Annotated in this window: 9 protein-coding genes; 7 read left to right on the forward strand and 2 right to left on the reverse strand. The window is 71.2% G+C overall.

Annotation, left to right across the window (positions count from 1 at the left end):
- The first annotated feature begins 87 nt into the window (after positions 1-87).
- Positions 88-1,146, forward strand: a complete 1,059-nt coding sequence (locus BM133_RS13685; protein WP_093435324.1) for a porin — start codon at positions 88-90, stop codon at positions 1,144-1,146.
- 35 nt (positions 1,147-1,181) lie between these two features.
- Here the strand turns inward: BM133_RS13685 and BM133_RS35480 are convergent, their stop codons facing one another.
- A complete protein-coding gene (locus tag BM133_RS35480) occupies positions 1,182-1,340 on the reverse strand; it encodes a helix-turn-helix domain-containing protein (protein WP_256219166.1) in 159 nt (52 codons plus the stop codon).
- Positions 1,292-2,152: an AraC-like ligand-binding domain-containing protein gene (locus BM133_RS13690; RefSeq protein ID WP_256219167.1), complete on the reverse strand. Its 861-nt coding sequence runs from the start codon at positions 2,150-2,152 to the stop codon at positions 1,292-1,294. The genes BM133_RS35480 and BM133_RS13690 overlap by 49 nt, the downstream gene beginning before the upstream one ends.
- A 151-nt stretch (positions 2,153-2,303) precedes the next feature.
- Here BM133_RS13690 and gnd point away from each other — a divergent pair, with 151 nt between their 5' ends.
- The 6 genes from gnd (at position 2,304) to BM133_RS13720 (ending at position 13,527) form a co-directional block, all read left to right on the forward strand.
- Positions 2,304-3,722, forward strand: coding sequence for a decarboxylating NADP(+)-dependent phosphogluconate dehydrogenase (gnd, locus tag BM133_RS13695; RefSeq protein WP_371286338.1), 1,419 nt, complete (start codon positions 2,304-2,306; stop codon positions 3,720-3,722).
- A gap of 103 nt (positions 3,723-3,825) precedes the next feature.
- Entirely contained in the window at positions 3,826-5,520 is a 1,695-nt protein-coding gene (locus BM133_RS13700) for a DUF2138 family protein (protein ID WP_093434404.1), read from the forward strand.
- Positions 5,517-6,230 (forward strand): DUF1175 family protein, encoded by a 714-nt coding sequence (locus BM133_RS13705; RefSeq protein WP_256219168.1) that lies wholly within the window; start codon positions 5,517-5,519, stop codon positions 6,228-6,230. Before BM133_RS13700 ends, BM133_RS13705 begins: the two co-directional genes overlap by 4 nt.
- Positions 6,231-6,232: 2 nt before the next feature.
- Entirely contained in the window at positions 6,233-10,972 is a 4,740-nt protein-coding gene (locus BM133_RS13710) for an MG2 domain-containing protein (protein ID WP_218158361.1), read from the forward strand.
- A gap of 21 nt (positions 10,973-10,993) precedes the next feature.
- Positions 10,994-12,724 carry a DUF2300 domain-containing protein gene (locus BM133_RS13715; RefSeq protein ID WP_093434405.1) on the forward strand — a complete coding sequence of 577 codons (1,731 nt, stop codon included), beginning with the start codon at positions 10,994-10,996 and terminating at the stop codon, positions 12,722-12,724.
- Positions 12,721-13,527, forward strand: a complete 807-nt coding sequence (locus BM133_RS13720; protein ID WP_218158362.1) for a YfaP family protein — start codon at positions 12,721-12,723, stop codon at positions 13,525-13,527. The genes BM133_RS13715 and BM133_RS13720 overlap by 4 nt, the downstream gene beginning before the upstream one ends.
- Positions 13,528-13,553: the final 26 nt, after the last annotated feature.

The raw sequence follows: 13,553 nt of genomic DNA on the forward strand, positions 1-13,553 counted from the left end.
TTTCTTTCCTGAAGTTCCCACGCCGCGGTGCCTGCAGTGCAGGCGCCGCGTGCCGACGCACGCCATTTTTACAACGAGGAGACACGCATGAGGACATCGAACTTTTCACTTCCCTTTCGCATTCGCCGCCGGCTGCCGCACGCCGTCACCGGCGCCATCTGCATCGCCGCCACCGCGAGCGCCTCGGCGCAATCGAGCGTCCAGGTCTTCGGCACGCTGGACATGAACGTCACCTATTCCAAGAGCGACGGGCGCTCCGTCAAGTCGATGGACCAGGGCGGCAACATCTTCCCCAGCCGCCTGGGCTTTCGCGGCACGGAGGACCTGGGCGGCGGCCTCGCCGCGAGCTTCTGGCTGGAGATGGCGCTGCTGCCCGACACCGGCGAGATCCAGGGCACGGGCTTTCACCGGCGCTCCACGGTGAGCCTGTCGCACAACAGCTTGGGCGAGCTGCGGCTCGGGCGCGACTACACGCCCACGTTCTGGAACATCTCGCAGTTCTCGCCCTTCGGCACCGTGGGCGTCGGCGGCTCGGCCAACATCGTGGAGGGCTGGCCCTTCGGCCTGGGCGGTGCGCGCACGCTGGCGCGGGCCAACAACTCCGTGGGCTACTTCCTTCCCAAGGGCCTGGGCGGCTTCTACGGCCAGGCGATGTACGCCCTGCCCGAAGGCGAGGAAGGCGCGCGCTACCGCGGCGGGCGCGTGGGCTGGACCAACGGCACGGTCGACGTCGCGGCGGCCTACGGCGTGACGCCGGTCGGCGCCAACGACTACAGCGTGGCGACGCTGGGCGGCACCTACGACTTCGGCCTCGCGAAGCTCTACGCGAACTACTACCGGCAGAAGACCGAGGGCGACAAGCAGGTCAACGCGATGCTGGGCGTGAGCGTGCCGGTCGGCGCGGGCGTGATCAAGGCTTCGGTGGCACGTTCCAACCGCTCCGGGCCCGGCCTGGACAACGACGACGCGACGCAATACGCCATCGGCTACGTGCACTACCTGAGCAAGCGCACCGCGCTGTACGGCACCTATTCGCTCGTGCGCAACCGCGGCAACGCCGCCTACGTGGTGGCCGACTCGTCGCCGGCCAGCACGCCGGGCCGCGCGGCGAGGGGCCTGCAGTTCGGCATCTCGCACAACTTCTGATTGCGCCGTTCATCCGACGCGCCGCGGCGGCGGTCTCAGCGAAGACGCCGCAGCTCGCCCGGCGTGCGCCCCAGGTGCCGGCGGCACTGCCGCACGAAATGCGAGGCGTCGCTCAGCCCGATGCGAAAGCCGATCTCAGCGACGCTCAGCCGGTCGAAGCGCGCATCGGCCAGCATGCGCTGCGCCACTTGCATGCGAAAGCCGGTGAGCGCGGTCGCAAAGGTGGTGGCGCCACGGCCAGGCACCGGTGCAGGCTGCGCTCCGAAATGCCCAGCTCGCGCGCCACGCCCGCGGCCGTGAGGCCGGGCTCGGCATGGCGCTCGCGGGTGGCGTCGAGCACGCGCTGCCGCAGCGCGGCGCGGTTCCCCTGACCGGACATTGCGGGCGCCGAGGGCGACTGCCCGAACGCCAGCGAGAGCAGCCCGCCCAGTTGGTCGGTCAGCAGCGCCGCCGGCAGCGGCGGCTTGGCGGCCACCTCGGGCGAGAGCTGCTGCGCGAAGCTGCCGAGCACGCCGCCCCAGCCGGTGCGCCCGTCGATGCGTTTCGCCACGAGGTCGCCGGCATCGGGCAGCCACGACTCGACCCACGCGGTCGGCAACTCGATCGAGATCGTGTCGGCCGACTGCAAGAGGTGAAAGGCGTAGCAGCGCCGCGAATCGACCAGCACCACATCGCCGGGCAGCATGCGCGCGGAGCGTTCCTCCTGCACGACCACCCAGGGCGAATCGGTCTTGCAGAGCAGGTAGTAGTAGTTGCTGCGGCTGTGGGCGATGGCGCGGCGCGTGCGGTAGACGTCCTGCGCCGTGCCGCGCACCCGGTTCACGCCCAGGGGGCCGAGCGGCACGGATTCGAGCGTGGCGCCGAAGGTGCGGGCCTGGCTGCTGGTCACGTCCATTTCGAGGAAACCCTCGCAGATCGCGCCGATCCAGTAGTCCAGGCGCTGCTGCTGCGGCACGGCGTCGGTCGACCAGGTCTGGATGGCGGCAGGGGCGGCAGCGTGGGTCATCCCGCCAACATAGCCAGCCCGGGCGCGTTTGCCAAGCGGGTATAGACGCCCTCCGACGGCGGGCGGCCGGGGCCCCCGGCACAATGACCGTCACACCGACCATCACCAACCGCACACACGCAAGAAGGGCGCGAAAGACATGAGCAACGTGATCAAGAAGAGCGATTTCGGACTGATCGGCCTGGCCGTCATGGGCCAGAACCTGGTGCTGAACGTGGAAAGCCGCGGCTTTCAGGTCAGCGTCTACAACCGCACCGAGGCCACCACCGAGGCCTTCGTCGCCGCGAACCCGGGCAAGAAGCTGGTCGGCGCCAAGACCCTCGAAGAATTCGTCCAGAGCCTGGCGAAGCCCCGCAAGATCCAGATCATGGTCAAGGCCGGCTCACCGGTGGACCAGGTGATCGAACAACTCATTCCGCTGCTGGACAAGGACGACATCGTCATCGACGGCGGCAACAGCCTCTACACCGACACCGAGCGCCGCGACGCGTACCTGTCGAGCAAAGGCCTGCGCTTCATCGGCGCGGGCGTCTCGGGCGGGGAAGAAGGCGCGCGCAAGGGGCCGTCGATCATGCCGGGCGGCCCGCTCTCCACGTGGGAAGTGATGAAGCCGATCTTCGAGAGCATCGCAGCCAAGGTGGACGGCGAGCCTTGTGTGATCCACATCGGCCCCGGCGGCGCGGGCCACTACGTGAAGATGGTGCACAACGGCATCGAGTACGGCGACATGCAGCTGATCTGCGAGGCCTACAGCCTGTTCAAGGCGGCGGGCTTCACGACCGACGAGATGGCCGCGATCTTCAACGAATGGAACGACGGCGAGCTGCAGAGCTACCTGATCCAGATCACCGCCAAGGCGCTCGAACAGAAAGACCCGGAGACGGGCCAGCCCATCGTCGACGTGATCCTGGACAAGGCCGGCCAGAAGGGCACGGGCCAGTGGACGCTGATCAACGCGGCCGAGAACGCGGTGGTCATCAGCACCATCAACGCCGCCGTCGAGGCGCGCGTGCTGTCGTCGCAGAAGAAGGCGCGCGTGGCGGCCAGCAAGGTGCTGCAGGGCCCGAAGATCGCGCTCTCGCTGGAGAAGAAGGCGCTGGTGGCCAAGGTGCACGATGCGCTCTATGCCTCCAAGGCGATCAGCTACACGCAGGGCTTCGACCTCATCAAGACGATGGGCGACAAGAAGGACTGGAAGCTCGACCTGGGCCGCATCGCGGCGATCTGGCGCGGCGGCTGCATCATCCGCGCGCGCTTTCTGAACCGCATCACCGACGCCTTCCGCACCGATGCGGCGCTGACCAACCTGATGCTCGATCCGTTCTTCAAGGACCTCCTGAACCGCACGCAGCAGAACTGGCGCGAGGTGGTGGCGCTGGCGGTGAGCAACGGCATCCCGGTGCCGGCGTTCAGCGCCTCGCTCGCCTATTACGACAGCTACCGCACCGAGCGCCTGCCGGCGAATCTGCTGCAAGCGCAGCGCGACTTCTTCGGCGCGCACACCTACGAGCGCACGGACAAGCCCGAAGGCCAGTTCTTCCACACCGACTGGCCTGAAGTCATCGGCTGATCCGGCTTCGGCCGGCGCCGCGGAAGCGTCTTGCGGACCTGCCAGAATCAAGGCCATGCGCCGCCGGGGGGCGGCGCATGGCCTTCATGTCGGGTAGGGACTCATGGACACAAGAAAAAAATGGATTGCCGCGGGTGTCGCGGCGATCGTGCTGGCGGGTGCGGGCGTGGCCGTCGTCAAGATGCGGCGGCCGCATTTCGAGGGCGACATCAACGCCCTGAACGTGGACCTCGCGGCGCCCTTCGCCTACGTGTCCACCCCCGCGCTCTCGCGGCTGCCGCGCGACATCGTGCAGGCACCGGTGGTGCGCGACGTGCTCACCGAGGATTTCGCCTTCTATTACGAAGACCAGGAAGACCGGCTGAGCCTGCGCGGCGCGATCAAGCGCATCGCCTACGAGCGCGAGACCACCTGGTCCGACCAGCTGCTGGCCACCGCCCTGGACGAGCCGGCCGAAATGGCCTGGTGGCCCGATGCCAAGGGCGCCCCGCGCTACTGGGCGCTGACCATGACCCGCGGCGCCGTGGCCACCGCCCTGCAGGGCCTGGCGGGGATCGCGGCCAAGGATTCGCAGCTGAGCATCATCGGCACGCTGAAGGCCAATGGCAGCGACGTCAACGCCTACGCATTGGTGCTGTCGCCGCGCCGCACGCTGGTGCTGCTGTCGCAGGGCAACCGCGTGGTGGTGCTGAGCGATGTGGGCCTGCTGTTCAACAACGAAAGCCAGGCCAGCGGGCCGGCCCTGGAGGCGGTGGCGGGCCTCCTGTCCGGCGACACCCGCTCGCAATCGGCCTGGCGCCGCGGCTTCGGCCTCGCAGAACAGCCCGCCGCCGCACCGGGCAGCTCGGCGATCGTGGCCGATGCGCGGCTGCTGTCGTTCGGCTACCAGCATTTCTTTCCGGGCGTACAGGCGGTTCGCTTCGACGTCGCGCCGAACGGCACCACGCTGCGCACCTCCGTGCGCGTGAAGGCATCCAGCACGCTGCCCGCCGCGCCGGGCGACCGCGAGCTGTGGTCCGCCCTGCCGGCCAACCCGGCAGCCTGCACGCTGCTGCCCGTCGAATGGGCGCAGATGGAAAAGCTGATGGAAGACGCCCCGCCGCCGCCCTCGGCCACCGGCGACAACCAGCCGGTCGAACCGCCCAATGCCGATGCGATGAAGGCCCTGGCCGCGCAGTTCGACGGCCCCGCCGCCGTCTGCTGGTATGCCCGCTCGCAACTGCACACGCCGCTGTTCGTCGCGCAGATGAAGGCGTCCGCCGGACCCGAGACCGATGCGACGCTCGCGAGTCTCGCGCGCTGGGTGATCTCGACCAGCGCCGCGAGCACCGACCCTGCGGCCAGACCCGGCATCGGCAAATGGCAAAGCCAGGTGAAAGGCCCCTGGGGCCCGTATGCCGAGGGCGATGACAAGGCCTACCGGCCCACCCTCACGCGGCAGGGCCGCTGGGTCGCCTTCTCGCCCGACGACAAGCTGGTCGAGCTGGCGCTGAACACCCAGGCCAAGCGCTATCCGGGCGTGGCCGACACGCTGCCGCCGGCGGGCGGCACCACGCTGGTGGTCGGCGCACCCGCGCAGATCGCGGACCTGCTGCAGCGCGAGGCCATGGCCGTGCTGCCCGCCGACCAGGAGATCCTGCGCCAGGCGGCCCGCCAGCACCTGGTGCCGCGCCTGGATGCACTGCGCAAGCTGCCGCCCGCACGGGCCGTGGCGCAAGGCGCGGGCGACGGCAACGGCTGGGTGCCGGTCGAGTGGCAGGCGATGACGGCCGCGGCACCGGCGCAGCAGCCCAAGTGACGCGCCCGTCCATCACGGCCGGCATCGACCGCCGGACGGCGCTCTGCCGGGGCGCGGCGCTGGCCCTGGCGTCCGCGATGCCGGCGCTGCCCGCGCTTATGGCAACGGCCGCAACGGCGGCAACAGCCGTCGCACGCAACGAAGCCCCATCGCTCGATCGAGAACAGTCCGCGCATTTCCGCGACTGGATGACCCTGCTGATCCACGAGCAGATCGAGCGCGGCCCCACGCCGCGCTGGACGCACCGCGACTGCGCGGGGCTGGTGCGCTTCTCGGTGGCCGAGTCGCTGCGCGAACACGACGTGGCCTGGCGCCGCGCCAACGGCCTGCTCGCACGCCGCCTGCCGCCCGATATCGACCCGGCCGCCGCGGCGCCGCTGCGCAACACCTGGCGGCGCGCCGACGGCACGCGCGACGCCTACGTCGGCGCGCTCGAGCTGGTGCAGGAGAACACGCGCTTCGTCACGCGCCAGCTGCAGCAGGCGCTGCTGGGCGACATGCTGTTCTACGACCAGGGCGACGAGCAGCACCTCATGGTGTGGATGGGCAACTACATCGCCTATCACACCGGCCGCGTGGAGCCCGGCGACAACGGCCTTCGCGCCGTGCGCGCCACCCAACTGCTCGGCTGGAGCGACACGCGCTGGCGCCCCTCCGACGACAACCCCAATTTCGCCGGTGTCTACCGGCTGGCCTTTCTCGCACGATGACCATGCACACACCCGTCCAGTCCCTGCGGCCCTTGTTGCGGCGTCTTTTTCCGCTGGCGCTCGCAGCGGCCACCGCGTTGGCGGCGATGCAGCCGGTCGCCGTCAACGCGGCCGCCGATGCACAACCCCAGCCGCTGGAGAACAGCCGCTCGCCCTACACCGGCGAGCCCTTCTTCCTGCTCTCCGATGCCACCTTCGCGAGCGACCAGACGGCGCGCGTGCGCCTGGAGGTGAACCAGCCCTCGGCGCTGGAACAGGTGGGCGGCGTGGACGTGCTGGTCTACCGCATTCCCGACGCCCTGGCCTTCCTGCAGAAGCAGAAGAACCTGCACCGCGTGCAGGTGGGCGCGCGCCCCGCCGACGAGGGCCTGGCCAACACGCTGACCCACCTGTGGGACAGCTGGGTGGTCAAGTCGCGCCTGGCCTGGCAGCAGATGTTCTCGGCCAGCGCGCGCCGCGCGGTGACGCAGCAGGCGCCCGAGCTGAAGACGCCCGCGAAACTCACCCAGCCCTCGGTCTTCGAGGAGCCCCGGCAGTTCCGCCCGATCCCGGGCCTGCCGGTGGTCGAGCGCTTCCGCTACCCGGTGCACAAGGCCGAGCCGATCGGCCTGCCCAAGGGCGTGAAGCTGGAAGGCTCCAGCAGCGAATTCATCACCGTCTCGCAAGGCAACGTGTTCGTGCCCGTGGGCAAGCGCGCGCCCGGGCTCTACCTGGTGGAAGCCATCAGCGGCCAGTTCCGCGCGACCACGCTGCTGTTCGTGTCGGACACCGTGGCCATCACCAAGGTCTCGGGCGACCAGATGCTGGTGTGGGCGGCCCAGCGCGCGGCCGGTGCGCCGGTGGCGGGCACCAAGGTGGTCTGGACCGACGGCGTGGGCGTGCTCAAGAGCGGCGAGGCCGACGCGCAAGGCCTGGTGAAGCTGGACCGCCAATCGCCCGAGCAGACCTACGTGTTCGGCCAGGACCCCGCGGGCGGCGTCTTCATCTCCGAAAACTTCTACTACGACAGCGAGATCTACAACGCCAAGGTCTACACCGTGACCGACCGCCCGCTGTACCGTCCGGGCGACTGGGTGAACGTGAAGGTGAGCGGGCGCGAGTTCCGCAGCGCCCGCGAATCCGTGGCGCTTCAAGACGCCGACCTGGCGCTCGCCGTGCTCGACCCGGCCGGCCAGGTGGTGCATGCGCAGAAGCTGGCCTTCTCCGGCACCAAGGGCGCGGATGCGCGCTTCGCGCTCCCCGACAACGCCGTGGCCGGCGGCTACGAGCTGCGCCTGGCCATGGGCGGCGACACCTACACCGCCGCCTTCCGCGTGGCCGATTACCAGAAGCCGCATTTCGACATCGTGCTGCTGCCCGAGAAGGCCGACTTCAGGACCGGCGAGCCCGTCGGCGGCAAGCTGCAGCTGAACTATCCCGACGGCAAGCCGGTGGCGCGTGCGCGCGTGAGCCTCACGGCGCGCTCGCAGAAACTGGCCATGGTGAACGGCGAACTCGACTACACCGGCCAGTTCCCGGTGAAGCTGCAGCAGGCCGAGCTGGAGACCGACGGCGAGGGCATCGCGAAGTTCTCGCTGCCCGCGGCCACCGAGCCCAGCCGTTACCTCCTCACCGCGCTGGCCACCGACGGCGCGGCCTACCGCGTGCGCACCTCGCGCGAGATCCTGGTGGAGCGCGGCGCGGTCTCGTTCCGCCTCGCGGCCGACCGCCAGTTCTCCCAGCCGGGGCAGGCGGTGGGCTTCAAGTTCGCGGCCAGCCAGCGCGCGGCCGCCACGGCGGCAACGGTTGCCGCAGCGGACACACCCGCCGCACAGGCGCGCCCCGCCACCTGGGAGTGGGTGCGCCTGGAAGACCGCACCAAGCAGTCCGGCCCCATGCCTGCCGGCGACACGCTCTCGGTCAACTTCCCGGCGTCGGGCAGCTACACGCTCTCGCTACTGGACGACAAGGGCCGCATCGTCGGCGCGGCCAGCCATTGGGTGAGCGGCGACGGCGTGAAGGCGCCCGCGGGCAGCGTAGGCATGGTGCTGGACCGCACGAGCTACCGCGCGGGCGACACGGCCCAGGTGCTGGTGAGCTTTCCGGAGCCGGTGGACAACGCGCTCCTCACGCTGGAGCGCGACCGCGTGGAGGCGACCGCGCTGATGGGCCGGAACGCGGACTGGATTAAGAGCGAGCGCGTGGCCCCCACGCAGTGGAAGTTCACGCTGCCCGTGCGCGACGCCATGAGCCCCAACATGACCCTGTCGGTGGCCTACGTGAAGAACGGCGACTACGTGTTCCAGAACCAGGGGATCATGGTCGAGCAGGAGCGCATCGCGCTGGCCTTCACGCCCGACAAGGCGGTGTACGAACCCGGCGAGACCGTCACCATCGACGTGAGCGCCACGCTGGCCGGCAAGCCCGTGGCCACCGACCTGGCGGTGGGCGTGGTCGACGAGATGATCTACGTGCTGCAGCCCGAGATCGCCCCGGCCATCGGCGACTTCTTCTATCACCCGCGCCGCAACAACGTGCGCACCAGCGCGAGCCTCGCCTTCATCGGCTATGACCTCGCGACCAGCAAGCTGGGCACGCTGCCGGGCGCGCGCCAGGTGAACGACCGCGCGGTGAAGGTGCTGGAGCGCCCGCGCCGCGACAACATCGACACCGCCGCCTGGGAGCCGCGGCTGGCGACCGACGCTTCCGGCCACACCCGCTTCAGCTTCACCATGCCCGACTCGCTCACGCGCTGGCGCATCACCGGCCGCGCCATGAGCGCCGCCGGCGCGGTGGGCCAGCAGGTGAGCTGGGTGCGCTCGGACAAGGCCTTCTACGCCAAGTGGACCAGCCCCGACTGGCAGCGCCAGGGCGACAAGGCGCAGGCCTCGCTGGCGCTCTTCAACCAGACCGGGCGCGAGGCCAAGGTCGAATGGACCGCCAGCGGCGCGGGCGTGGAGCGCAAGGACACGGTCACGGTGCGCCCCGGCGTCAACTTCGTCGCCCTGCCCCTGGCCGCCGGGGACGCCGACAAGACCGGTGCGATCAGCGTCACGCTGCGCCAGGACGCCCGCGTGGTCGACAAGCTAGACGTGCCGGTGCGCCGCATCCCGGTGGCGTGGCGTGCGCCGCGCGGCAAGGCGCTCGACCTCGCCGCGGGCAATGCGGCGCTGGCCTTGCCGGCCGACGCGTCGCGCGTGCGCGTCTGGCTGGCGCAAGACGCCGCGGCCGGCGCCTTCGGCCAGCAGATCGACGATCTCGTCGCCACCCCGCGCGGCAGCGTGGAGCAGACCGCCAGCCGCATGCTGCCGCTGTCGCTCGCGCTGCAATCGCTGTCGGCCGCGCAGCAGCCGATGGCGCCGGCGCTGACGCAGCGCCTGGCCACCGCGCGGCTCGCGCTCGCGCAGATGGCCGGCCCGCAGGCGCGGTTCGGCTGGTGGGGACGCGGCATGCCCAACGATGCCTTCCTCACCGCCTACGCCTATTACGCCGACTGGCGCGCCACCCAGGCGCTGCGCGTGACGCTGCCGGCATCGAACTGGCAGCGCCTGCTCGACGTCTACGCCAAGGACGGCCAGAAGCTCGCGCCGCTGCAGCGCGCGCTCGCGCTCTCGTGGATGCAGGAGATGGGCCTGCCCGTGGGCTCGATGGCCGGCGGCCTCGCCGACCAGTTGGCCGCCCAGTCGGCCAGCGACGCCACGCAGTTGGCGCAACGCCGCGGCAGCCTCGCGATGGTGGACACCGCCGCGCCCAATCCACTGGACACCCGCGACATGGCGCTCGTGCTGGCAGTGCAGACCGTCGGACCGGCGGTTGCCAGCGCCAAGGCCCGCGCGGCCGCAGACGAGGCCGCCGCGCGCCTGGCCGCCGTGGACGCGCCGCTGGTGCAGGCGCTGCTGATGGCCACGCAACGCGCCAGCGCCGACAAGGCCGCGGCGGTGCTCGGCCAGATCCGCGCCGACACGCCCTCCATCGACCGCGCGCAGACGCTGCTGTGGCTGCACCGCGCGCTGGGCGGCAGCAGGCTCGCCGGCGGCACGGACACGCCATCCCTCGGCGCGCCCTGGGTGCGCGCCACCGACGGCACCGGCACGAGCTGGCGCCTGCCGCCCGGCACCGCCGCGCCGGCCACGCTGGAATTGCCCGCCGGACAGAAGGCCGCCTGGGCCTTCGTGAGCTACGAGAGCAACGAAGCGCAGGCGCCCGCGCTCGACGCGAAGGTCGAGCGCACGCTGTGGCGCGTGGTCGCCCAGCCGCGTCCCGCGCCCGAGCCGCCTGCAGCAGCAGCAGCGCCGGGCCAGCCCACGCCGGCGCCGGCACCGAGCGCCCCGGTCTCCACGGTCAACGACGGCCGCATCACGGTGAAGCTGGAAGCCGTGAAGCCCGGCACGCCGCTGGACACCAACGCGCTCTACCTGGACCAGCTCACCGTCACTGCCCCCAAGGCCATGCGCTGGAGCCTCGTGGAGGCCGCGCTGCCGCCGGGCGCGGCGGTGGAGGAAAGCACCTGGGGCATCGACATGGCCGACAGCGCCGGCAAGCTGCAGCCGATGGAACGCGCACAGAGCCAGGCCACCGCGCAGGGCTACGCCGTGCCGGTGGACACGCTCGCGGCGGGCACGCCGTTGACCGTGCGGCACCTGGTCCGCTTCGCACAGCGCGGCACCTTCAAGCTGCCGCCGGCGCGCCTGTTCCGCATGTACGAGCCCGAGGCCAAGGCCTTCGAAGCCAACGGCTCCTGGGCCAGCGTCGAAGTGCGCTGAAGCGGCGGACGGCGAGCCCCCATGAAAGCGGCACGGATGCTCTCGCGACTGGCAGTGCCTGGCGCCGGTGCGTTCGCGCTTGCGGCCGCGCTGGCCCTGCCGGCCTTTGCGGCGGCGCCACCGAAAGTGCCTCCGCGTCTCGCCTGGCTCACCGACGAAGGCACGGTCGCGGTCGAACGCACGCCGCAAGGCACCGCGGTCCTGCCGAACGCGACGGGCGCAGCGGGTGGATTGCAGACGCCGCTGGGCAGCGTGTGGAAGCTCTTCGTCTACAGCTACCTGAGCGTCAACGCCACGCGGGAGCCGGCCTACCGCTGCGCCAGCGCCGAACGCCGGACCGACGACGAGTACTGCTGCGATCCCGGCGCCAGCATCGGCCGCGAGCAGGCGCTGGCCCAGTCCTGCGGCCCCTATTTCGAGCCCGCGCGCATCGGCCTCGACGCCGCCGACTGGACGCGCTTCTGGCGCGACAACGACGCGCCCGCCTGGCTGCAGCGCCTGGACGCGATGCGGCCCGACACGCGGGTGCCGGTGTCCGATCTGCTGGCCGCGCTGCGCCAGGTGCCCGCCCCTGCGCGCACGGCCGCGCGCCAGGCGCTGCAGCCCGTCACGGTGCGCGACGACGAGGTGCTCGCCGCGCTGGGCGGCGGGCCGCGCCTGAAGACCTGGTCATGGCGCGAAGGCACGCAGCACGTCGGCGGCGCCGCCGGCTGGCTGGCCGACGGCACGCCCTTCTGGTTCGGCGACGCCGGCACCAGCCGCAGCGCGCTGCGCGCCGAAGCCTCGTGGATGGCCGCGCAGTGGGCCGCCCACGGCCTGGCAGCGCCGGTGCCGGACGCCGCGGCCGTCAGCGCGCAGCCCTGCATCGCGGTCGATTTCTTCCAGCGCTACCCGATCGCCAGCGTGCAGCGCGCCGTCGCGGGCAACACCGCCGCCGCACCGGCCGGCCCGTTGCGGGGGCGCTATCGCATCGCCTTCCAGAACGGCTCGCAGCTCGCGATGGAGGCCGTGCCGGCGCAGGTGCTGCGCTACGGCGCAGAGGGCCCGCGCATCGCCGCGCGCCTGCCGCTGGAGGACTACGTGGCGCGCGTGGTCGATCGCGAAGGCGATGCGCGGGAGACCGAGGCAGCGCGCGCCCTTGCCGTGGCGGCGCGCAGCTACGTGCTGCAGAACGCCACCGAGACCGAGGGCTGCCGCCAGATCGCCGACGACAGCCGCACGCAGCGCGTAAGCCCCAATCCGCCGAGCGCGTCGGCGCGTGCCGCAGCCGCTTTCACCGAAGGCCTGGTGATCGACGGGCAGGCGGTGCGCTATCACAGCGACCAGGCATCGCCCGGCGTCATGTCCTGGCAGGGCGCGGTCGCCGCGGGCCGCCAGGGGCAGCCCTTCGCGGCCATCCTGCGCACCGCCTACCCGCGCGGCAGCCTCTCGCCATTCCGGGCCGAGGCCGATTGCACGCCCCTGCCCCTGGCGCAGCAATGGCTGGCCGAACGCCAGCGGCGCTGGCGCCGGGTGCTGCGCGCCGAGGCCGGCTTCCAGCCCGTGGACGACACGCTGCGCGTGTGCCAGCTCGTCATGGGCGTGCCCCATTCCGACCAGCGGCGCCTGGTGATCCGGGTGCGCGAGTGGCACAGCCGCGAAGGCCGCGTCTCGCTCATCCACGAATACCTGCACCTGGCCTTCCGCGACCATCCCCACGGGCAGGACGAAATCTTCATCGAACGGCTTGCGCAGCAACTGGCAGACTCATGAACCACTCTTCAATGGCGCACCGCGCCACCCTTGCGGCCATCGGCCTTCTCTGCGGTCTCTCCAGCGTCGCGGCACTGGCCCAGGCCACGCTCGACACCCCGCGCGGCGGCTGGCGCAACGCGCCGGCCCAGCAGCAGGACTTCGTGCAGGAAGTGCACTACCCGGCCAGCAGCGTGAACGCCAACGGGCGCTCCGAAGCCTCGCTGATCCGCGGCCGCATCGCCGCCACGCCCAAGACAAAAGACGCGAAGGACACGGCCCCGCGCACCCCCGCGCGCCTCATCGTGGACGGCATCGCCATTCCGCTCCTGACCGACGAGAAGGGCAACTTCGCGCGGCCCTGGTCGTTCGGCTCGGGGAGCCATGGCGTGGAAGTGCGCTCGCCCAACGGCGAAGTGGCGCGCTCCCAGTTCTACGAGACGCAGGCCAGCCGCGTGCCGGTCAAGCTGCGCGTCGTGCTCAGCTGGGACAGCGACAGCACCGACCTGGACCTGCACGTGGTCTCGCCCGACGGCCAGCACGTGTTCTACGGCGCGCGCGTGGCCCCCAACGGCGGCGCGCTGGACGTGGACGTGACGACCGGCTTCGGCCCCGAGATCTTCGCCACGCCCAGCCCGGTGCAGGGGGCCTACCACGTGTTCGTGAACTACTTCGGCGCGGGCGAGCAGCGCGAGGCGGTCACGACCGCGCAGGTGGCGATCCTGCAGGACGAGGGCACGCCCCGCGAAAAGCAGCAGGTCTTTCGCGTGCCGCTGCGCAAGCCCGGCGAACTGACGCTGGTGCATTCATTCCTCGTGCCCTGAACATTCCTGAAGAGGGGGCGAGCGAG

The sequence above is a fragment of the Variovorax sp. 770b2 genome, assembly GCF_900115685.1.
In the GTDB taxonomy this organism is placed as follows: domain Bacteria; phylum Pseudomonadota; class Gammaproteobacteria; order Burkholderiales; family Burkholderiaceae_C; genus Variovorax.